Source organism: Achromobacter sp. 18P8.1.1 (assembly GCF_057799415.1).
In genome coordinates, this window is sequence record NZ_JBYOKH010000010.1 from 26,000 (window position 1) to 47,122 (window position 21,123).

Below are 21,123 nucleotides of genomic sequence, written 5' to 3' on the forward strand. Positions count from 1 at the left end.
GGGACGGCCTTTTGCTATCCCGCCAGGGCGGCGGGTTCGGCGTGCTTGGCGGGGCGGGGCTGCGCCTGCGGTGCGGGCATGGCAGGACGAGCGCGAGCGGCAGCTTGACGAGTGGCGATCCAGTCGTAAAGGACAACGCCGGGGTGGCGTAACAGGATCGCACCGATGGCGACCGCAATAATCAGGGCAATACTCAGGGCCAACCAGAACATCTTGGCGCCCTCCTTCAAAACAGCCCGGTTCTGATACCAGGCCCAAAACCCACGTAAGAAATGCGCACGCGTGACGCGCTCAAGAGTGTAATGTACTCTACATTACTAGTCCGAAGTGGAGTAAATTGGTCCGAAATCACGCTTCGGAAACAGGGAGAAACAGGTGATCTGTGATTCGACCGATTCGACGTCGCGCGCACTGACCAGCAAGGGCGAAGCCCGGCGGCTGCGGCTGCTTGAAGTGGCCAGCCAATCCCTGCTGGAACACGGTTACGCACAGACTTCCATCCAACGCATCGTGCAGCAAGCCGGTGGGTCTGCCGCGACGGCTTATCAGCTATTCGGCAACAAGGAAGGCATGCTGGCCGCGGTGCTGCAGTACGAATTGGACAATTTGCGGACCACGGTGTTCCTGGCGACCCCCTGCGGTCAAGCCGTTGGTGCGGCCCTGCACGATCTGGCCGTGCGCTTGCTCGCCTATGCCGTCCAACCCAGGTCGGCCGCCCTGCACCGCTTGCTGGTGTCGGAATGCCACCGGATGCCGCAACTGGCCGCGGCTTTGCAGGAGGCGGTGGACCGCCAAGTCCATTCGCCGCTGGAACAGTGCCTGCGGCACGCCTGCGAACGGGGCGAACTCAAGATCGACGACCCGCGCCAGGCCGCGCTGACCTTGGGCAACCTGATCAATGGCATTGCGTTCCATGCCCGGTTGGTCGGCGGTTATGCCGAGGGCCCGCACGCCGACCACCTGGCCACCTGTCATTACGGCGTCGACACCCTGCTGCGCGCCTATCAGGCGTAGTTGCCATCGGCGCTATGGCGTGGCGCCCGGTGGGGCATCATGCCGGCGGATCTGACGGGAAAACGCCACGGCGTCGCCGCCCGGGGCGGCAAGCGGGCCCACTGCGGCCCGCTGGCGCAACACCTCCAAGGGAACGCCGGCATCCAGACCGCCCTGCTCATACAGGTACTCAGGCAGATAGCCCGACAGCAGGATGCGGGTGTCTAGCGGCAAGCCTGGGACAATGGCGCGCACCATTTGATAGACCAGCGTCGTGCAGTTGGCGGTGACCGTGTGATAGAAGCGGGGCGTATCGACCAGCGCGTTGGCGGTGGTGACGTACGACAGGAACAGCTCGCGCATGGCGGGCACGGGCATGCGAACCGGATACAGGTAGACGCTTTCGCCGCGCGGACCTGCACGCACATACAGGATGTCGCGCTCTTCCGCGGCCACTACGCTCAGTTCGAACTGCTTGAAAAATCCGCCGATCTCCGAGAATTGCTCGCCGCGCTCTTTGCGGATCTCGACCGAGAACACCACGTGACGGCCGTCCGAGAAGCCGAAAGACACCAGCGTATGGGCGATCGCGGGGCCTGCCCAGTACGACAGCGCCATGTCCACCGACACCAGTTGGTCCAGGTCGTACTGGCGGGTTTCCCAGCGTACGGTGTAGTCGTTGTCAGAGCGCCAATCGAAATTGCGCACGTTCTCAAGCGTGACGATCGGCCCATGGACCGTGCCCCGCAGCATCTTCGCCACATCGTCCGCCCAAATGCGGTCGTTGGACGGCGCAAGCGTCTGCCACCATCCGCACAGCGCAACCAAGCCGGCCACGTAGGCCCATGCAGCTCGCCGGCGCCACGGGCCCGCCCGCCACAGGGCAACCAGCGCCCCGATGCACAGCACCGCCCAGAGCAGGATGGCCGCCGCCCTGCCCCATCGTCCGCCGGGCGCCTGATAAACCAGCGCCAAGACACCCCACACGGCGGATGCCGCGACCAGCAGGCTGCCGATGAGGCGTCCTGCGATGGAGGCGCCACGGCGCAGCCAACCGCCGCGGGCCGACTGGCTAGCCGCCTGCATGCTGGCTCACGATTTCCAGGACGCCGTTGATCACGAATTGGACCCCCATGCAAACGAGCAGGAAGCCCATGACGCGCGAGATCGCTTCGACGCCGCTTTGGCCGATCACGGCCACGATGCGGCCTGCTGAACGCAGGCACACCCAGAAGAAGACACCGAGCAACGCGAACACGATGATCGGCGTCACCGCGATCACCCACGGCGCGTAGTCGGGCGTGATCGCGGTATCGACGGACGCGGCGCCGCTGATGATCATGGCAATGGTGCCCGGCCCCGCCGTGCCGGGCAGCGCCAGCGGCACGAACGCGATATTCGGTGTTTGCCGCTGCTGCGCGTCGGCCGCCGCCTCGGATTCCAGCGTGCGCGACTCAGCAGGCGGAAACAGCATGCTGAACCCGATACTGACCACGATCAGGCCGCCCGCGATGCGCAGCCCCGGGATCGAAATGCCGAAGGTGTGCATGATCCACGCGCCCGCGTAATAAGTCACCAGCATGATGCCGACGACATAGAAGGCGGCCTGGGTGACCTGGCGTTCGCGCTCTTTGTAGGGGATCTGCTGGCCCAGGGACAACAGCAGCGTCATGGAAGTCAGCGGATTGGCCAGCGGCAGCATCAGCGCCAGACCAAGGCTGATCAGCTTGCCCAGTTGGATCAGGTCATCAATCATGGAACTCACAACAAAAATTGGCGCGGGCCGCAACGGGCGGCTTGCCTGGTTCAACGGTTCAATCGTGTAATGCACTCTACCTTACACACTTCTCGCCGAACTTTGACGCTGATCCCCAAACCCCTGCTTGGCGCTCTACTCGCGCTGGCGCCGCTTGCCCAGCCCGCGCTCGCCGCCGGCATGAATTGCGCGCAAGCCAAGACCCCCACCGAACTGGCCATCTGCGCCGACGCGAACCTGCTGCGCCAAGACAACGAGCTGTCGGCGGCATACGGCAAACTGGGGGCCGCCCGCCCGGACGGACGCGACACTTTGCGCCAGGACCAGCGCGACTGGCTCCGCGCACGCAACCGCTGCGGCGCCCAGGCCAGCTGCATCCGCGACCAATATCTGTTGCGCCTGAGCGCATTGCAGGACATGTTGCGCAGCGCCACTGCCTACGTGCCGGACGAGACAGATCGGTTAGCGCTGGAAGACCTGCGCCAGGCCGTGGAAGCCGCCAGCCGGACGAACGCCGAATTTCCCGTGGAAGACACGTTGACGGCGTTATCCATCAAGACCGGCGCGACGACCTTCGCCAATGTGCGCGAAAACGACGATGACGACCAAGCGCAATTCCCCACCAAGCGGCCCGAAGGCGTCACGCCGGACGAATGGCAGGCCTTGCAGGCCTCCGGCATTGACGCCGGTGGCGAGAACGGCGTCGCGTCTTATACCTTGATGGATCTGGATGGCGATGGCCAGCGCGACCTGGTGGTGGATTCGTACACGGGCGGCACGGGCCTGTTCTCGGACATCAGCGCGCTGCGCCGCAATGGTGGGCGCTATACCGAGGCTACTGGCGCGCACGGCGAAGCCGCGTCCGGCCTGTACACACTGAACGGCCGCGGCTCGAACCAGGCGGGCGAATGGATCCGCCTGCGCGGCCGCGTCTACGCGGCGTACCGCAACAGCACCTATGGCGTGGATCACATCCACCTGCTACGCCCCTTCCACGCGGTGGGCGAGGTGCCCACGCTGACCGTGCAATACCGCTATCAACTGCAGGTGCCGAAGGAACAGAAGCGTTCCGACAAAGCCCAGGTCGTGGTGCTGGATGACGCCATGCTTGCGGGCCTGACGCAGGCATTGGCCCGGATCGACCCCGAATCCGCGCGTGGCGAAGGCTCGACCAGCCAGCCCGGCGCGCCGGCCCGGCCGCTGTGCCCCATTCCCGCGGGCGTGAAAGAGGACGAGCGGGACCGCTACTACCAATACGGCCCGGGACACTATTCCTACGAGACCGTGGCCGATGTCGCGGTGCACGTCGGCGCGCGCTGCTATGTCGGACGGCTGATCGATTGGTTCGGCAGCTACGACGCGAAATCCGGCCTGTCGGCCATGATGTGGGTGCGTTCTTCCGAAGCGGACGGCGCCGAAGAGGAATTCTCCGTGCAGGGCAAGCGCCGCGCCATCCGTTTCGGGACCTCGGTCGGGCCGATTTAGAACGACGGCGCTTGCCAACGGCTGGCGGCCAGCGCCAGCAGGGCCTCGTCGGCGCCCGCCGCGGCCACCAGTTGCAAGCCCACCGGCATGCCGTTCACCCAGCCCGCAGGCAGGCTGATGGCGGGCAGGCCCAGCACGTTCCACGGGTTGGTCAAGCCCAGCAAGGTCTCGCGCACACCGGCGCTGCCGGGGCCCGCCACGCTGCGTTGCTGCAAGGCGGGCGCGGTGATGGCGACGGCGGGCAACGCCAGCACATCTACCTGCTGGAACAGCCGCGCGAATTCGGCTTGCAGGCGTGCCCTTTCCTTCAGGGCCCGCACATACTCCCACCCCTGCACCGGGCGCGAGGCCCGCAGGCGTTCCAGCACTTCCGGATCGAACTTGCCGGGTTCGGATTCGACGCGCTCGGCGTGCACCTCATAGGCTTCCGCGCGCTGAATGGCGCCCAGCGCGCTTTGCAAGGCACGCGCGTGCGGCGTGACCTCGGGCGCCGCTTGCACGGCACCGCCCGCAAAGCGTTCCGCTGCCGCCCGCACGCAGGCGGTGACGGCCGCGTCATCAATGGCAAAGGGAACGTTGGCCACCCATCCCATCCGCAGGCCGCCCGTGGCGGCGATGGCGGGAGTGGGAGCAATCGCGCCGCCGCTCAAGGCCTGCATGAAAACCTGCGAGTCTTCCACGCAGTTGGCCAGCACGCCCGGGTCTTCCAGCGTAGGCGCCAACGGGAACACGCCCGCATCCGAGACGCGGCCATGCGTGGGCTTGAAGCCCACCAGGCCGCATAGCGCGGAGGGGACGCGCACGGAACCGCCGGTATCCGTGCCCAGCGCCACCGGCACCATGCCGGCGGCCACTGCGGCGGCACTGCCGGCGCTGGAACCGCCCGTCATCTGAGAGGTGCGCCACGGGTTGCGCGCCGCGCCTTGCACGCTGCGGTCGCCGGTGGGACCGTAGGCGAATTCATGCGTCAGCGTCTTGCCGACGACGATGGCGCCGGCTTCGCGCAGCAGCGCCACGCAGCGCGCGTCCACCTGCGGCCGGTGGCCGAGGAAATGGGCGGCGCCCATCGTCGTGGGCATGTCGGCCGTATCGACGTTGTCTTTGATGGCGACGGGAATGCCGTGCAACGGCCCCCTCACCTTGCCGCTTGCCCGTTCGGCGTCGCGTTCGCGGGCGATGGCCAGCGCGGCGGCGATGTCGACGTGGACAAAGGCGTTGAGCTGCGGGTTCAGCCGTTCAATAGCGGCGCCCGCGTGGCGCACCAGATCCTCGGCGGTCAGGCTGCCGCTGGCCATGGCCTGCTGCAAGTCGGCGATGCGGCGCCCCCGGAAGAATCCGGGTTCGACGGCAAGTTGCGGGGAAGTCGGGTGGGTTTGGGTCATTGGGAAGCTCCGGAAGGCTGGGCCGGACTGGCGGGCATGCGCGGGCCCACGCCCGGGCGCACCTGAAGCATAGCGACCATGCCGACGGCTGTCGCCACCGATGCGGCGATGAACATCACCGAGTAGCCATGGCGCGCCGTGAGGTAGCCCGTCAGGGTCGGCGCCAGGATGGAGGCGATGTTGGCGAAGAAGTGCATCAGGCCGCTGAAGGTGCCCACGCGGTTGGAGGGCGCGGTGTCGATCACGACGGCCCAGTAGACGGAGTTGGGCAAGGCGTTCAGCGCATTGGCCAGGGTCATCAGCGCAATGACGGCAAACACCGATTGCGCTTGCGAGACCAGCAAGAAGCACAGGGTAGTGGCCAGCAGGCAAGCGGCGGCGAACCAGCTGCGGGCGATCTTCAGGCTACCCGTGCGCTTGAAGAGCAGGTCCGAAATGCGGCCGCCCAGCAGCACGGTAATGCAGGCGCCGGTCCAGGGAATCATGCCCATGTACCAGAGGGACGACAGGCTGTAGCCGAAGTTGTCCTGCAGGTACTTGGGTGTCCAGGTCAACAGCAGGAAGTTCACGTACATGAAGGCGAAATAGCCCAGCGTGTTCAGCATCAACGTCTTGCTGCGGAAGAAACTCCACCACGGCAGCACGGGTGCATCGGCGCCTTGGGCGCCAGTGGCCGATTGGGCGCGCGAGGATTGGATTTCGGCCAGTTCCTGCGGGGACACGCGCGGGTTCGTTTCGGGGCGATCGGTGAAGATGCGCATGAAGAACACCAGCACCAGCAACCCCGCGCCGCCCAGGATGAAGAACATGGCGCGCCAGCTGTCGGTCAGCGTCAGCAGGCCCACGGCCACCGGCGCCGTCAACAGGGCGCCCAGCGGCGTGCTGAGCAGGCCGAACCCGACCACAAAGCCGCGTTCGCGCGTGGTCGCCCAGTTGGCGATGGTCTTGTTGATGATGGAGTACGCCGGCCCTTCGGCCGCGCCGAACAGGATGCGAATGGTGGCGAAGCCGGCCAGCGCCGAGCCGCCCAGGAACGCCAGGCCGAAATCCCCCGCCCAGGCGGTGGCGATTTCGAACACGGACCAGGCGACACCGGCCACGATCCAGACTTTGCGCGGGCCGTAGCGGTCGGCCAGCATGCCGCCGAACAGCGCGCCGACCATGTAGCCGTAGCCGAAGTAGCCCAGCACCGAGCCCCAGGCCCCGCGGTCCAGCCCGTACTCGCCGGTGATGTGCGCGGCTGCGTAGGACATGGCGCCGCGGTCGATGTAGTTGATCAGCGCCAGCAGCACGACCATGGTGAAGATCCGGTACCGGAACCGGGAATTCTGGCTTTCAGTTGTCATTGCGATTCGATCCAGTCGTTTTACCCAAACGTTTGGGTTGCGCAATGCTAAGGGGTCCAAACGCAAAAATCGATTCAGTGAAAACCCTAGGTTGCCGGGATATGCCCTGCTGCGCTATTTCCGCGTGTATCCTCCAGCCCCATGAATAGATCGCGCCCTGTCACGCTGCAAAGCCTGGCGCGGCAGCTCGGTTTGAACGTTTCCACCGTGTCGCGCGTCCTGAACGGATCCGCAGACGATGCGCGCGGCGCCGCGGCGCCGGACACGGTGAAACGCATCCGGGCGCTGGCCGCCGAGTTGCACTACCAAACCAATCCCCACGCGGCCAGCCTGAAGACGCGGCGCAGCCGCACGATCGGCGTGCTGGTGCCGCGCTTGTCGGACATGGTGCTGGCCACCATTTACGAAGGCATCGACGAGGCCGCGGCCGAACACGGCTACCTGACTTTCGTGTCCAACACGCAGGACGAACCGGACAAGCAGCGCAAACTGATCGACATGGCGCTGGCGCGCCGCGTGGACGGCCTGATCCTGGGTGACGCGCACAGCGCGCCCGCGAACGCGACGCCCAATCCGCTCCTGGCCGAGCTGGCGCGGCGCGATGTGCCCTTCGTGCTGGTCAGCCGCCATGCCGACCACCATTGCGCGGTCACCTGCGACGACCTGGAAGGCGGCCGGCTGGCCGCCAAGCACCTGTTGGACATGGGCCACCGCCGCATCGCCGTGATGGTGGGCGAACCCTTCGCCAGCACCGGCCGCGACCGCTCCGAGGGTTTCTTCGGCTACTGCGCGCAGCACGGCGTGGAGGTGCCTGCGCACTGGCGCATTGAAAGCCCGTTCGACACGGACGCCGGCCGCGATATCGGCGCCAGGTTGCTGTCGCCCGCCGACCGCCCCACCGCCATCTTCGCCGTCAACGACTTCCTGGCCGTGGGCGTCATGGGCGCTGCCCGCGACCAGGGCCTGGAAGCCGGCCGCGACGTCGCCATCGTGGGCTACAACGACACGCCGCTTGCGGGGGCCCTGCCCATCGGCCTGACCACAATCCATTCGCCCATGCACCAAATGGGCCGGCTGGGCCTGGAACTGCTGCTGCAGAAATTGGCTGGCGGCCAGCCGGACAGTCTGCGGCTGGCGCCCGAACTGGTCGTGCGCGACAGCAGCAACCGCAAGATCGCGGGCTGAGCCGCGCGTCGACGCCTAGCCGGGCTTGACCGCGTAAGTGGCCAGAAAGGTCGGCACGTAGCGGTCGATCAGGAAACGGGGATTGGGCTGGTGGTCTTCGTGAAAGCCCGCAAGCAGGAATCCTGCTTCCAACTGCCCGCCGATCTGGTCGGCCAGGCTGTGCCCGAACACCACCGCCTCGCCGCGCGCCAGCTTGGCCGCCAGCGCCGCGGCATCCAGGTCGCGGGTGTCGGCATAGGGCAAGGCATAGGCCGGCCGGATCACACCCTGCTTCGCGTAGGCCGGGTCGCGGTCCCCCACGAACACGATCGGGTTGTAGAAGCTGGACAAGAGACGTCCGCCGCGGCGCAAGACGCGGTGACACTCGCGCCACACGGGGCGCACGTCCGGCACGTACAGGTTCGAGATCGGGTGGAACACCACGTCGAATGACGCGTCGTCAAACGCGGACAAGTCGCGCATGTCGCCCTGCACCGCGTCCAGCGCAAGTCCGTCGCGCGCGGCGACGCGGCGGTCCTGGTCCAATTGCTTTTCCGACGCGTCGAACACGGTCACCTGCGCGCCGGCCGCAGCCAGCACCGGCGCCTGCTGGCCGCCCGCCGAAGCCAGGCAAAGGATGCGCAGGCCTTGGGGTTGATCGAGCCAACCTTGGGGCAACGGCCCCGGCGTCAGGCGCACCGACCACTTGCCCGCGCGCGCGGCGGAAATGGTCTCGGCCGTGACGGGGCGCGACCACTCGCAGTCTTGCGCGGCAAGCTGGTCCCAGGCGGCCTGGTTGTGGGCAAGAAAATCGAAGGAAGAAGAGGCAGTCATGAAGGATCCTGTAAAGCAACTGGCGCGACGCCGCACGGGGCGGCAGGCACGCCTGAGAATGACGGCCGGCTCCGTGGAGCAGGCCTGAGGCGACCGCGGCCCGCAGCGCAAAGGCCGGGCACGGCAGTCTGATTCTTGTCGGCTTTAGAGGATCACTTCGATGCGCTCCTTGAAGATGCGGGGATTCTACCGAAATGCCGAACCGGCTTCACGCGCCCGCATTGGCTGTTGCCGCCACCACCACAGCGCGCCCGCCGGCAGCAGCATGCATGCGGCCGCCAGCCACAGGTTTGCCCGCAAGCCCAGCGCGTCCACGCTGGGTACGCCCAGCAAGGAGCCGGCAGCGATACCCAGATTGAACATCGCCACGAACAGCGCCGTGGCCGCTTCGACGGCGTCCGGGGCCGCTCGCATCATCCAGGCCTGAAGCGATACCGACACGCCGCCGTACGCCAGCCCCCACGCCACCAGCAAGACACCGCCGGCAAATCGCAGATGCCCCAATGCGGCCAGCAACGCCAGCGTCAGCAGCAAGGCAAGCGTGATCGTCAGCAGGACGCGGCCCGGCTGGCGCGCAGCGGCCTCCCCCGCCACGAAATTGCCCGCCACCCCGGCCGCGCCATAGGCGAACAACAGCGGGCCGATCCACGGCTGGCCAAAGCCCGCATGCGATTGCAGCAACGGCCGGACGAAGGTGTAGGCCATGAAATGCCCCGCCACCAGGAACAGGGTGATCGCGAGGCCGAGGCGCACCGCCGGATTGGCCAATTGCGCAGCCAGTTGGCGTGCGGACAAGCTGCGCGGCGCAGGCAGCGGCGGCAAGGCCAGCGCGACCAGCAACAGCACGGCCGCGCACCCTGCCGCCATCGCGCCGAACGCGGCACGCCAACCCGCCAGGTCGCCAATGAATGCGCCTAGCGGCACGCCCAGCACCGAGGCCACGGCCACGCCGCCGAAGATGATGGCGGTCGCCGTTCCCACCGACTGGGGCGGGACGATCCTGCCCGCCAGGCCACCGGCGATGGCCCAGATGCCGCCGATGCAGATTCCCACCAGCATCCGCGCCCCCAGGAGCCAGGGCATGGACGGCGCCAGCGCGCTGGCCAGATTGGCGGCGGTCAGTATCGCCAGCAGACCGCAAAGCAGCCAGCGGCGGTCAGCGCCTTTGGCGCCGACAACGACCAGAGGTGCAAACAGCGCTGCCAGGATAGCGGGTACGAATAGCATCAGCCCGCCCTCGCCCACCGACACGTGCAGGTCGCCGGTGATGGGCACCAGCAGGCCCACCGGCAGCATTTCGGTGGTGACGACGCTGAACGTGGCCAAGCCTACGGCGAGGACGCCTAGCCAGGCGCGCCGGGAGGTCTGGATGAGCGGGTCGGAACGGGAGTCAGACGACGAAGGTGTGCTGCGGGACATAGGATGACGCTATCCGGAAAAGGCCCGTTGCCAGGCCGACCCCTACGCAGTCTACTGTTTCCATTCTGCTGATAAAGTAGGCGTATAGCGATACACAAGGGACAATTCGTGGACAATAAAGCCGCCCCTTCCAGTCGTCTGGATCACATCGGCGATCTGCTGGCGTTCGTGCGCGTGGCCGATGCGCAGAGCTTCACGGCAGCCGCCGAAAAGTTGGGCCTGTCGCGGTCGGCCATCGGCAAATGCATCGCGCGGCTTGAGCAAAACCTGGGCGCCCGGCTGATGCACCGAAGCACGCGCAGCGTCAGCCTGAGCGACGACGGCCGGATCTTCTACGACCATGCGCAGCGCATCCTGTCCGAAGTGGACAACGCCACCGATGCCATGGCCAGCCGCAAGCAGGCCCCGCGCGGCCGCCTGCGCATCGATCTGCCAGTGTCGCTGGGCAGGCTGCACCTGATGCCGCTGCTGCGCGACTACCTGCGACGCTGGCCCGACGTGGAGGCGGACGTCAGCTTTTCCGACGACTACACCGATCTGGTGCGCGACGGCATCGACGTGGCGATCCGCATCGGCGGCGACGTGGACAGCCGGCTGGTAAGGCGGGTGCTGGCGCCGCACCGGCTGATCACCTGCGCCGCGCCGGGCTACCTGGCACGCCATGGCGTACCGGCCACGCCGGATGCATTGAGCCAGCATCAGACGCTGGCCTTCACGCACGCGGGGCAGTTGGTGCCATGGCGCTTTGCCGTCCAGGGGGAGGAACGCCACGTGCCCTTCGCCGGCCGCCTGCGGCTGGGTCATACCGAAGCCTTGCGCGACGCCGCGCTGGCAGGCGACGGGATCGCGCAACTGGGCGCGTTCCTGGTTGCCGACGACTTGCGCGCGGGCCGGCTTATGCCCGTGCTGGAAACCGTGGCCCCGATCGGCTCCCCGGTGTGCGCGGTGTATCCGCACCGACGGCATCTGTCGCCAAAGGTGCGCATGCTGATCGATGAGATCGCCGGCGTCTGGAACACGGCCCCGCCATGGGGGCCCTATGCGCAGCCGTCACGTCCATAGTTCTTTGCATCAGCCAGCCTGATCATCAATATCCATTAAACTGATGCAATTACCGCGACGGGCCATGCTGCCTAGCATACAAGCGCCCATCGCCTGCGGCAGCACCCCGCAGCGCACCGTCTTTGTTATCCGGAGTTTTCCCTTGAGCGACATCTATCATTTCAGCCGCGGCACCGCCCCGCTGCTGATCTCCATTCCCCATTTGGGCAGCCAGATCCCCGACACGCAGCGCGCGCAGATGACGCCGCTGGGCCTGGAGTCCGGCGATACCGACTGGCACCTGGACACGCTGTACCAATTCGCCCAGGCGCTGGGCGCGTCGGTGATCGGCGCGCGGTATTCGCGCTATGTGGTGGACCTGAACCGCCCGCCTAATGACGAAAGCCTGTACCCCGGCCAGACCAAGACCGGCCTGTGCCCGACCCAGACGTTCCGCGGCGACGCGCTCTACCAGAACGACGCCGTGCTGACGGACGCCGAGCGCGCGCACCGCCTGCAAACCTATTGGCAGCCCTATCACGCCAAGCTGCGCGAAGAGCTGGATCGCATCAAGGCCGAGCACGGTACGGTGCTGCTGTGGGAAGCGCATTCCATCGCCAGCGTGCTGCCGCGCCTGTTCGAGGGCAAGCTGCCCGACCTGAACATCGGGACCTCCGACGGCGCCGCCTGCGCACCGGACATCCTGGCGGCGGTCAAGGAACAGCTGGACGGCTGCCGCGACTACACCTGGGCCATCAACGGCCGCTTCAAGGGCGGCTACATCACGCGCCACTACGGCGCGCCGGCCGACAACATCCACGCCATCCAGCTGGAAATGTGCCAGTCCACCTATATGGACGAAACGCATCCCTACGGATGGCGGGCCGACTTGGCCGACAAGGTCATCCCGGTGGTCGAAGGCATGGTGCAGGCCGCCCTGCGGCAGACCACGGCGCGCCAGCGCTGATCCCTCGCACTTCCGTCCAGGACAGGCCAGGCAATGAACCGATTTTCCTTCACCACGACGGAAAACTATCCGGAATGGAGCCTGCTGCTGACCTGGGTGGCGGTGGTGGAAGCCGCGTCCGTTTCCGGCGCGGCACGCCTGCTGGGCCTGTCGCAAGCGGCCGTGTCGCAGCGGATCAAGCAGTTGGAAGGCGCCATGTCGACCGAACTGCTGGACCGCAGCACGCGGCCGGCGCGTCCCACGCCCGCAGGCGAACTGTTGTTTGACCATGCCGCGCGCCTGCTGGCCCAGGCAGGCGACATGACGGAGAGCGTGCGCAACCTGAGCCGGGCCAAGCGCAACATCGTCCGCTTCGGCTGCGTGGATTCCTTCGCGGGCACCTTGGGGCCCACGCTGATCCACGGCCTGTCCGGCGCGTCGCGCCAGATCCGGCTGTGGTCGGGCATCACGCCCGTGCTGGACAAGCAGCTGGAGGACCGGCAACTGGACCTGGTGGTCACCACCAGCGCGTTGGCTGGCAAGCCCACCATCAAGAAGATCAGCCTGTTCAGCGAACCCTATGTGCTGATCGTGCCGCGCACGATGGACATGGACAAGATCGCCACGCTCAAGGAACTGGGCAAGCGCATGCAGTTCATCCGCTACAGCGCGCGTTCGTTCATCGGCGCCGAGATCGATCGCCTGATCGAATCGCACGACGTGATGATCGAGCGCACCTTTGAATTCGACAACACCGATCCCCTGCTGAGCCTGGTCACCGCGGGCATCGGCTTTGCGATCAGCACGCCGCTGTGCATCTGGCAGTCGCGCCATTTCGTGGACCAGTTGCGCGTGCTGCCGCTGGCGCCTTACCTGGGCGCCGCGCGCAGCGACGACGCGAGCCTGTCGCGCACGCTGTATCTGGCGGCGCGGCAACAGGAAGTGGGCAAGCTGCCCACCGAGGCGCGGGACGTGATCCTGATGGCGGTGGAACGCCTGATTCAGAAAGACATCGCCCCGGCCTTGGGGCTGCCGCCTGCCACGCTGTGGCGCAGCATGCGGCGTTGACGCGCCACTACAGCCCGGCGGTGAAGGCGGGAACCGCCTCGAACAGATCGCCGACCAGCCCGTAGTCCGCCACGCCGAAGATCGGCGCGTCGCCGTCCTTGTTGATGGCGACGATGGTCTTGGAGTCCTTCATGCCGGCCAGGTGCTGGATGGCGCCCGAGATCCCGACCGCAACGTACAGCGCCGGCGCCACGATCTTGCCGGTCTGCCCCACCTGCCAATCATTGGGCGCATACCCCGCATCCACCGCAGCGCGCGAAGCCCCAAGGGCTGCGCCCAGCTTCTGCGCCAACGGGTCCAGCAGCTTGAAGTTTTCGGCGCTGCCCAGGCCGCGCCCCCCCGACACCACCACGCGCGCGCCACCCAGTTCCGGGCGTTCCGACACCGCGAGTTCGCGGCTGACGAAACGCGCCCGGCCCACATCGGGCACGGCTGCCACCGTTTCGACCGGCGCGCCGCCGCCCTCGGCGGGTGCGGCGTCGAAGGCCGTCGGCCGGATCGTCGCCACGACGACGGGGTAGCCGCTCTTGACCGTGGCGATCGCGTTGCCCGCATAGATGGGGCGCTTGAACGTGTCGGCCGACACCACCTCGATCACATCGGACACCTGCGCCACGTCCAGCAAGGCAGCCACACGCGGGGCCACGCTCTTGCCTTGCGTGGTGGCGGCAAGGAACAGATGCGTGTAGCCGCTTGCTGCCGCCACCGCCTGCGCGGCCAGGTTTTCGGCCAGGCCATCCCCCAGATGCGGCGCGTCGGCCAGCAGCACTTTCTGGACGCCCGCGATACGTGCGGCGGCGTCCGCCACGGCTTGCGCACCCGCGCCCGCCACAAGCACGTGGATCGGCATGCCCAGCTTGTCCGCGGCGGCGATGGCGTTGCGCGTGGCGCCGGCAAGCCCGCAGTTGTCGTGTTCGGCAATAACCAGGACCGTCATCAGATCACCTTCGCTTCGTTTTTCAGTTTGTCGATCAGCGCGGCCACATCCGCCACCTTGACGCCGGGTGCGCGCGCAGCGGGTTCTTCCACGCGCAACGTTTCCAGCCGCGACCCCGGATCCACGCCCAGCGCCTCCGGCGTCAGGACATCCACCGGCTTCTTCTTGGCCTTCATGATGTTGGGCAGCGTGACATAGCGCGGCTCGTTCAGCCGCAAATCGGCGGTGACGATGGCGGGCAGCGTCAGCGCCAGCACTTCCAGGCCGCCGTCCACCTCGCGCGTGACGCGTGCCACGGCGCCGTCCACCTCGATGGCGCTGGCGTTCGTGGCCTGCGGCCAGCCCAGCAGCGCCGCGAGCATCTGCCCGGTCTGGCACGCGTCGTCGTCAATCGCCTGCTTGCCCAGGATCACCAGCGCGGGCTGCTCCTGTTGCACCACGGCGCGCAGCAGCTTGGCCACGGCCAGTGGCTGCAGCGCGACGTCGGTCTGCACCAGCACGCCGCGATCCGCACCGATCGCCAGCGCGGTGCGCAGCGTTTCCTGGGACGACGCCGTGCCGCAAGACACGGCGACCACGTCGGCCGCCGCGCCTTGCTCTTTCAAGCGCACGGCCGCTTCGACGGCGATTTCATCGAACGGGTTCATCGACATTTTGACGTTACCGATGTCCACGCCGCTCTGGTCGGCCTTGACGCGCACGTTGACGTTGTAGTCAACCACGCGCTTGACCGCGGCTAATACCTTCATGCGAACACTCCTGGATTAAGGAATCAATCAATGCCCCCGGCAGGAGGCGAAGAGAAGAACGGTCAGGCGGCAGGAATCGCCGCCACGCGCAAGTCCAGCAACACGGCGTCCAGCCCCGGCCCGACGTCCACCTCCACGCTCATGCTGAACGCCTGAACCAAAGCGGGGACGGCGGCAAGCGCGCCGACAATCAACGGGGCCGGTGCCGAGCCGGCACAGGACACCGTTGCTTGGGCCGCACCGCGCAGCACGAACAGGTTCAACACCCGAACGGGACCGCCCAGCAGACGGGACTGCAGCGCGAGGTCGCCGGCAAACGCGGTCGGCACGCCGGGCAGCAGATCGAGCCCGCCGCCCTCTCCTTGCAGCGCCACGCCCTGGCCCGACAGCACGACCGATACGCGGTCATAGCCCGGAAAGCGCGAATACGGTCCATCCCGCTCGATGTCCGCGATGCTGACACGCCAGCGCGGCTCCGCCGCCTGCCCGTCCACCGCCAGCGTGCGCGTGACTCCTCCGCCGTTCTTCCATGGCTCGAGCGGCAAGGCCTGCCAGGCGGTGTGAGTCCAGCGCATACGATCAGGAGACGGCGCCAAGGCCGTACTTCCCGGTCAGCAACGCGCCGCTTTCGAAGCGGCCGATGTCATAGGGCTTGAGCGACACGTCGGTCGGCAGGCCCAAGGCTTCTTGTGCCAGCACGCGCCCCACGGTCGGCGACAACTTGAAGCCGTGGCCCGAAAAACCGAAACCCACGATCAGGCCCTGCACGCCAGGCACGCGGCCCAGCACAGGGTTCCAGTCGGGCGTCACGTCGTACACGCCGGTCCAGGACGAGGCCAGCCCCGCGGTCTCGTAGGCGGGGAAGCGCGCTGCCACCTGCTCGCCCACTTCCGCCACGTAATCCAGCGGAATATCGCCCTGTTCGGCGTCGCTCTTTTGCAGGGCCTCGCCCACGATGCCCTCGCTGACCAGCATCTGGTTGCCGCCATAGCTGCGGCAATACAGCATGCCGGGGGACGCCAGGTCCTTATAGACCGGCATCGAATACGTGTAGGGCGCGGTGTCGCATTCCAACGCAAGCACCGCGTGGCGCTCGGGCACGACGGGCATCGCAACGCCCGTCCACGCAGCCAATTCCGACGTCCAGATGTTTTGCGTGCTGATCACCAGCGGGCTGGCGTAGTCGCCTTCCGAGGTCGACACGCCGACCACGCGACCATGCTCGATGAGCAATTTGCGGACGTCGACGTTTTCGCGGATGGTCACGCCCCGCCGGCGCGCGCCGCGGGCAAAGCTGGTGGCCACCAGATACGCGTCGGCAAACCCGGCTTCGGGTTCAAAGCCGATCAGCGCGGCATCGTCGAACGAAGCAATGGGCAACAGCTCGCGCGCCTGGGCGGCGTCCAGCAGTTCCAGCGCAATGCCTTGTGCGCGCTGTTGCTCGAGCGCGCCGCGCAACGGTTCCAGCTTGTCGTTGTCGGCCGCGCTGATCAGGTAGCCGCACTTGACCAGGCCGCAAGAGGCTTCCTCGTCGCCCACATAGCTGGCGAAATTGTTGAACACGTTCCACGAGCGCTGGGCCAGCTCTACGTTCTCGCGCACCGAATAGTGGGTGCGCAAAATGCCGGACGATTGAGAGGTCGTGCCGGCGCCGATCGTGGCCCGGTCAAGCACCAGCACATTCTTTGCGCCCAGCTCGGCCAGATGGAAGGCTACCGAACTGCCGATCACGCCGGCACCAATCACGATCACGTCAAAACTTTTCACGGACAAGGCTCCAAGGACAAGTGGCGCGAGTGTGAACCTGCCCTCTCCTGGCCGCCGCAATATAAGCAGCGCGAATACTTAATAAAAGCGGCCGATGAAACGGCGTCCGCAAAACCGGATTGCTTAAGCAGGACGAATTTTGACCATCGCCGCTCCTTATATTCACGCCGAGAAGCGGTGGCCGGGTGACAGTCTGGCCTGCCGCACCCCAGAGTGCCGGCGACATGACATCTATCGGTCAATCTACATTCCAGTAGGGGAAAAATATGAACATGACTCGCCGCGCCATGCTGGTGCGCACCGCAGCTTTGGCGGGTGCCAGCGCCCTGGGGTTTCCCATGGTCGGCCGCGCCGCCAACGCCTCGTACACCTACGGCGGTTCGGCATGGCTGGGCCACTATTCGGCCTACATCGCGATGAAAACGGGCCTCTTCGCCAAGCAGGGCCTGGACATCAAATGGCAGAGCTTCGCCACGTCGTCCGACCGCATGAGTGCCGTGATGGCCGGCAACATCGACCTGGCCGGCACTGGCGTCGTGTCGTCGCTGGCCCTGATGGCGGCCGGAGCCCGCCAGTTCCAGGTGATCGCCACGCCCAACAACTTCGGCCGCGCCGAAGGCGTGCTGGTGCGCGACGACGTCAAGTCGGTGACGGACCTGAAGGGCAAGAAGATCGGCGTGACCTACGCGTCCAGCGCCCACGTGCTGCTGCTGGACGTGCTGCGCCAGGCGGGTCTTGATCCCGACCGCGACGTCTCCATCATCAATCTGCCGGCCACCAACCTGCTGTCCGCCTACCAGGGCAAGCAGATCGACGCCGCGGTGGCGTGGACGCCGGCCTTCGACCGCATCAAGGCGGTGCCGGGCACGCACGTGCTGTTGGACGACACCGCGTTCTCGCTCTACAAGCAGTACGCCATCACCCCGGGGCCGGACGTGCTGCTGACGCATGCCAAGCTGGGGCGCGAAAACCCTGAAGCGGTGAAGAAATTCCTGCATGCCGTCTTTGAGGCCAACGCGATGCTAAGCCAGCAACCCGACGAGGCCGCCGGCGTGCTGCTGGAACTGACCGGCCTGTCCAGGGACGAGCAACTGGCCGTCATCAAGCAGACGCAGTGGTATTCCGCCGCGGATCAGAAGGGGCTGATGGTGGAACCGGGCAACTTCGTCACCGGCATGCAGCAACTGGCCGAGATGCTGGTGTCGCTCAAGCAGATCGACAAGGCGCCCCAGGTGAAAGACTGGGTCCAGGCTTCGTACCTCCCGGCCGCGACCCGGTAAGCACGGGACGCCTCGCCTATGTCCTCGCGTTCGTCTTCAAGGGAAACACGGCTGATCTGGGTCAGCGTGTTTTCGCTTCTTAGCTTCTTGTTGCTGTGGGAAGGTCTGTGCCGCGCCGGCGCGGTCGATCCCATTTTCCTGCCCGCGCCGTCCCAGGTCCTGGCGCGGGCCTGGTCCATGTCCGACCAGGGCACGCTGTTCTACAACGTGCTGGCCTCCACCCGCCGCGTGATGGTGGGCTTCCTGGCGGCGGTCATCGTGGCCATTCCGCTGGGCATCCTGCTGGGCACGTCGAAGGTGGCGCGCGCCGTGTTCGACCCCATCATCTCGTTCCTGCGCCCCTTGCCGTCCATGAGCTGGATCCCGCTGTCTCTGCTGTGGTTCGGCATCACCGAAACCCAGAAGTACAGCATCGTGTTCATGGGATCGTTCGTGCCGGCGCTGCTTTACGTGATGGAAGCGTCGCGCAGCATCGACCCGGTGCTGGTGCGGGCGGCGCGCAACCTGGGCGCCAACCGCTGGCAGGTCATGCGCGAAGTGCTGTTCCCCGGGTGCCTGCCGCAGATCCTGTCGGGCATGAAGATCATCCTGGGCCTGTCCTGGACCTGTGTGATTTCGGCTGAACTGGTGGCGTCCAAGGAAGGCCTGGGGTTCATGATCATGAACGGCAAGGAATTCTTCCAGACCGACACTGTGGTGCTGGGCATGGTGCTGATCAGCTTCACCGTGCTGGTGACGGATCTGTGTTTGCGGCTTCTTGAGCGATGGGTGCTGGCATGGCAACGATGAACGACACGATGATCCAGCTGAAGGGCATCTCCAAGTCCTATGGCGACGTGCCCGTGCTGGACCGCGTGGACCTTGAGGTCAAGCGCGGCGAATTCCTGGTGTTGCTGGGCGCATCCGGTTGCGGCAAGTCCACCTTGCTGAACCTGATGGCGGGCTTCATCACGCCCAATACCGGCACCGTCACCATCAACGGCCGCGCCGTCACCGACGTGACCGCCGCCTGCGGCATGGTGTTCCAGCAATATGCGCTGTTTCCCTGGCGTACCGTGCAGGAGAACGTGGAGTTCGGCCTGAAGATGCGCGGCATGTCCAGGCAGGAACGCGCGCCGATTGCCCGCAAGTACATCGAAATGGTCGGGTTGAAGGCGGCGGCGGACAAGTATCCGCACGCGCTGTCGGGGGGCATGAAGCAGCGGGTGTCGATTGCGCGGGTGCTGGCCAACGACCCGGACGTGATGCTGTTCGACGAACCGTTCGCCGCGCTGGACGCCATGACGCGCCAGGTGCTGCAGGACCAGTTGTTGTCGATCTATGAGCAAAGCGGCAAGACAATCGTCTTCATCACGCACTCCATCGACGAAGCGCTGACGCTGTCGACCCGCATGGCAGTGATGGGGTCCAAGCCCGGCCGCATCGTGCAGGACATCCACAACGACCTGCCCCATCCGCGCAGCGCAGACGTGCAGTTGTCGCCGCGCTTCGTGGAACTGAAGCGCTCCATCTGGGAACGCGTGCAGGAAGAGGTCACGCGCAGCATGGAGCTGGCAAGCGACTAAATCCAAAAGGGCTTCCCGCCGCCCCATCTCTCCGCTGAACGCTGAACCGCCCCAAATGCCTACTGGCTTTGGGGCGGTTTCTTTTCGTCCAGATGCAGCGGGTTTACCCCAATTATTCACATCACAGTGACCAACGTAGTATATCAATCAAGCTACGTAACACATTACGAGCAATAACGAAAAATACGAGGAGACGAAAATGAAGACATGGAGCCCCGCCGCCTGCGGCGCGCTGGCGTTATACGCCGCGCTCACGACGGGCGCGCAAGCGGCCGAACCTGACACGTTCAAAATTGGAGGCGTGGTGTCGCTGTCCGGCACCTATGGCATCTTCGGCGAAGACATGCGCAAGGGGGTCACCGTCGCGATCGAACAGCGCGGGGGCAAGGTGCTGGGCAAGCCCATCCAGGTCACATGGGAAGACGACGAGACCAAGCCGCAGCCCGCGGTGCAGAAGACCACGCGTCTCATCTCCGACGGGTCGCAGATGATCTTCGGCGCGGTCAGTTCGGCCAGCACGCTGGCCATCATGAACATCGCCAAACAGCGCAAGATCCCGCACCTGGTCACCATGTCAGCGGACGACAAGATCACGGTGCCCGGCGGCTCCCGCTATACGTTCCGCACCTCCAATACGCTGGGCATGGAACAACGCATGGCGCTGGCTTACACCAAGGAACAAAAGCTCAAGCGCATTTATGGCGTGACGGCTGACTACCAAGCCACGCGCGACAGCTGGGACTGGTACCGCCGCGAAGCCGAGAAGGCCGGGATCGAGATCGTCGGGGCGGACTTCCCGCCGCTGGGCAACCGAGACTATTCATCCGTCGCCGACAAGATTGCGCGTTCGAATGCGGACGGCGTGGCGCTCTTTATGACAGGCTCGGATGCCGTCACCATGGTCAAGCAGGCAGGACAGATCGACTTGGGCAAGACGCGCAAGATCTTCGGCCCTGTCATTGCCGACGAGACCATGGCAGCCGGCGTGGGACCCACCTCGATAGGCGTGCAATCCGGCGTGCGCTATCACTTCACCGTGGACAACGAACCCAATACGGCATTCGTCGAGGCGTTTCGCAAGAAGTACAACGAATATCCTTCCGCTGCGGCGGGCGAAGCCTATGACGGCATGAGTTGGTGGCTGGACGTGGTGGAAAAGACCGGCAGTTGGGATAAGGAGAAGTGGGTAGAGGCGTTTGCCGGCAGCGTCCGCGACAACTCCGTGGAAGGCAAGAAGATCATGCGCGCCTGCGACCACCAGGCGATGCAGAACGGGTTGTGGGGCGTCGTGAGCGCGGGCAAGGCTCCCCAGCCGGCCTATGTCATGGATATCGTCCGCGTCTTTCCGCCGGACCAAGTATTCGAACCCTGCGCAGGCTGACGGATAGCTG

General features: G+C 66.0%; 21 protein-coding genes. 10 read left to right on the plus strand and 11 right to left on the minus strand.

Annotated elements, in window-relative coordinates:
- Positions 1–14: 14 nt before the first annotated feature.
- Entirely contained in the window at positions 15–212 is a 198-nt protein-coding gene (locus tag AC27VE_RS08965) for a hypothetical protein (RefSeq protein ID WP_488703641.1), read from the minus strand.
- A 163-nt stretch (positions 213–375) separates the two neighbouring features.
- Between AC27VE_RS08965 and AC27VE_RS08970 the strand changes: the two genes are divergently transcribed.
- Entirely contained in the window at positions 376–1,014 is a 639-nt protein-coding gene (locus AC27VE_RS08970) for a TetR/AcrR family transcriptional regulator (protein ID WP_488703642.1), read from the plus strand.
- A 12-nt stretch (positions 1,015–1,026) separates the two neighbouring features.
- Here AC27VE_RS08970 and AC27VE_RS08975 read toward each other — a convergent pair whose 3' ends face one another.
- Positions 1,027–2,079, minus strand: coding sequence for an Lnb N-terminal periplasmic domain-containing protein (locus AC27VE_RS08975; protein WP_488703643.1), 1,053 nt, complete (start codon positions 2,077–2,079; stop codon positions 1,027–1,029).
- Positions 2,066–2,749: a MarC family NAAT transporter gene (locus AC27VE_RS08980; RefSeq protein ID WP_006224096.1), complete on the minus strand. Its 684-nt coding sequence runs from the start codon at positions 2,747–2,749 to the stop codon at positions 2,066–2,068. The genes AC27VE_RS08975 and AC27VE_RS08980 overlap by 14 nt, the downstream gene beginning before the upstream one ends.
- Positions 2,750–2,851: 102 nt before the next feature.
- Between AC27VE_RS08980 and AC27VE_RS08985 the strand changes: the two genes are divergently transcribed.
- Entirely contained in the window at positions 2,852–4,234 is a 1,383-nt protein-coding gene (locus tag AC27VE_RS08985; protein WP_488703644.1) for a lysozyme inhibitor LprI family protein, read from the plus strand.
- Here the strand turns inward: AC27VE_RS08985 and AC27VE_RS08990 are convergent.
- Together AC27VE_RS08990 and AC27VE_RS08995 are read right to left on the minus strand one after the other, a co-directional pair.
- Positions 4,231–5,616 carry an amidase gene (locus tag AC27VE_RS08990; RefSeq protein ID WP_488703645.1) on the minus strand — a complete coding sequence of 462 codons (1,386 nt, stop codon included), beginning with the start codon at positions 5,614–5,616 and terminating at the stop codon, positions 4,231–4,233. The two genes, AC27VE_RS08985 and AC27VE_RS08990, sit on opposite strands and share 4 nt — an antisense overlap.
- The gene (locus AC27VE_RS08995) at positions 5,613–6,962 is read right to left on the minus strand and encodes an MFS transporter (RefSeq protein ID WP_088588441.1); all 1,350 of its coding nucleotides are present in this window, start codon (positions 6,960–6,962) and stop codon (positions 5,613–5,615) included. Before AC27VE_RS08995 ends, AC27VE_RS08990 begins: the two co-directional genes overlap by 4 nt.
- 141 nt (positions 6,963–7,103) lie before the next feature.
- On the opposite strand from AC27VE_RS08995, the gene AC27VE_RS09000 reads away from it, so the two are divergent.
- Complete coding sequence (locus AC27VE_RS09000; protein ID WP_035212922.1) at positions 7,104–8,147, plus strand: LacI family DNA-binding transcriptional regulator; 1,044 nt, start codon at positions 7,104–7,106, stop codon at positions 8,145–8,147.
- A 15-nt stretch (positions 8,148–8,162) separates the two neighbouring features.
- Here AC27VE_RS09000 and AC27VE_RS09005 read toward each other — a convergent pair whose 3' ends face one another.
- Both AC27VE_RS09005 and AC27VE_RS09010 read right to left on the minus strand, forming a co-directional pair.
- Positions 8,163–8,960, minus strand: coding sequence for a class I SAM-dependent methyltransferase (locus tag AC27VE_RS09005; protein ID WP_315135031.1), 798 nt, complete (start codon positions 8,958–8,960; stop codon positions 8,163–8,165).
- A 186-nt stretch (positions 8,961–9,146) separates the two neighbouring features.
- Entirely contained in the window at positions 9,147–10,379 is a 1,233-nt protein-coding gene (locus AC27VE_RS09010; RefSeq protein ID WP_488703646.1) for an MFS transporter, read from the minus strand.
- A gap of 108 nt (positions 10,380–10,487) precedes the next feature.
- Here AC27VE_RS09010 and AC27VE_RS09015 point away from each other — a divergent pair, with 108 nt between their 5' ends.
- The 3 genes from AC27VE_RS09015 to AC27VE_RS09025 all read left to right on the plus strand — a co-directional run bounded on the left by AC27VE_RS09015 (position 10,488) and on the right by AC27VE_RS09025 (position 13,434).
- A complete protein-coding gene (locus AC27VE_RS09015; protein WP_488703647.1) occupies positions 10,488–11,441 on the plus strand; it encodes a LysR family transcriptional regulator in 954 nt (317 codons plus the stop codon).
- A 142-nt stretch (positions 11,442–11,583) separates the two neighbouring features.
- Entirely contained in the window at positions 11,584–12,387 is an 804-nt protein-coding gene (hutG, locus tag AC27VE_RS09020; protein ID WP_006224105.1) for an N-formylglutamate deformylase, read from the plus strand.
- A 33-nt stretch (positions 12,388–12,420) separates the two neighbouring features.
- A complete protein-coding gene (locus AC27VE_RS09025) occupies positions 12,421–13,434 on the plus strand; it encodes a LysR family transcriptional regulator (protein WP_006224107.1) in 1,014 nt (337 codons plus the stop codon).
- A gap of 7 nt (positions 13,435–13,441) precedes the next feature.
- Here AC27VE_RS09025 and AC27VE_RS09030 read toward each other — a convergent pair whose 3' ends face one another.
- The 4 genes from AC27VE_RS09030 to AC27VE_RS09045 form a co-directional block, all read right to left on the minus strand.
- The gene (locus AC27VE_RS09030; RefSeq protein ID WP_488703648.1) at positions 13,442–14,371 is read right to left on the minus strand and encodes an electron transfer flavoprotein subunit alpha/FixB family protein; all 930 of its coding nucleotides are present in this window, start codon (positions 14,369–14,371) and stop codon (positions 13,442–13,444) included.
- Positions 14,371–15,120, minus strand: coding sequence for an electron transfer flavoprotein subunit beta/FixA family protein (locus AC27VE_RS09035; protein ID WP_315135037.1), 750 nt, complete (start codon positions 15,118–15,120; stop codon positions 14,371–14,373). The genes AC27VE_RS09030 and AC27VE_RS09035 overlap by 1 nt, the downstream gene beginning before the upstream one ends.
- Before the next feature lie 62 nt (positions 15,121–15,182).
- Complete coding sequence (locus tag AC27VE_RS09040) at positions 15,183–15,695, minus strand: HutD/Ves family protein (protein ID WP_488703649.1); 513 nt, start codon at positions 15,693–15,695, stop codon at positions 15,183–15,185.
- 4 nt (positions 15,696–15,699) lie between these two features.
- Positions 15,700–16,887 (minus strand): NAD(P)/FAD-dependent oxidoreductase, encoded by a 1,188-nt coding sequence (locus AC27VE_RS09045; protein ID WP_424625253.1) that lies wholly within the window; start codon positions 16,885–16,887, stop codon positions 15,700–15,702.
- A gap of 266 nt (positions 16,888–17,153) precedes the next feature.
- Here AC27VE_RS09045 and AC27VE_RS09050 point away from each other — a divergent pair, with 266 nt between their 5' ends.
- The 4 genes from AC27VE_RS09050 to AC27VE_RS09065 all read left to right on the plus strand — a co-directional run bounded on the left by AC27VE_RS09050 (position 17,154) and on the right by AC27VE_RS09065 (position 21,113).
- Entirely contained in the window at positions 17,154–18,167 is a 1,014-nt protein-coding gene (locus tag AC27VE_RS09050; RefSeq protein ID WP_167390041.1) for an aliphatic sulfonate ABC transporter substrate-binding protein, read from the plus strand.
- Positions 18,168–18,185: 18 nt separating this feature from the next.
- Positions 18,186–18,956, plus strand: a complete 771-nt coding sequence (locus AC27VE_RS09055) for an ABC transporter permease (RefSeq protein WP_035212924.1) — start codon at positions 18,186–18,188, stop codon at positions 18,954–18,956.
- On the plus strand, positions 18,944–19,732 hold the full coding sequence (locus tag AC27VE_RS09060; protein ID WP_167390042.1) for an ABC transporter ATP-binding protein: 789 nt from the start codon (positions 18,944–18,946) through the stop codon (positions 19,730–19,732). The genes AC27VE_RS09055 and AC27VE_RS09060 overlap by 13 nt, the downstream gene beginning before the upstream one ends.
- Positions 19,733–19,931: 199 nt before the next feature.
- A complete protein-coding gene (locus AC27VE_RS09065) occupies positions 19,932–21,113 on the plus strand; it encodes an ABC transporter substrate-binding protein (RefSeq protein ID WP_488703650.1) in 1,182 nt (393 codons plus the stop codon).
- Positions 21,114–21,123: the final 10 nt, after the last annotated feature.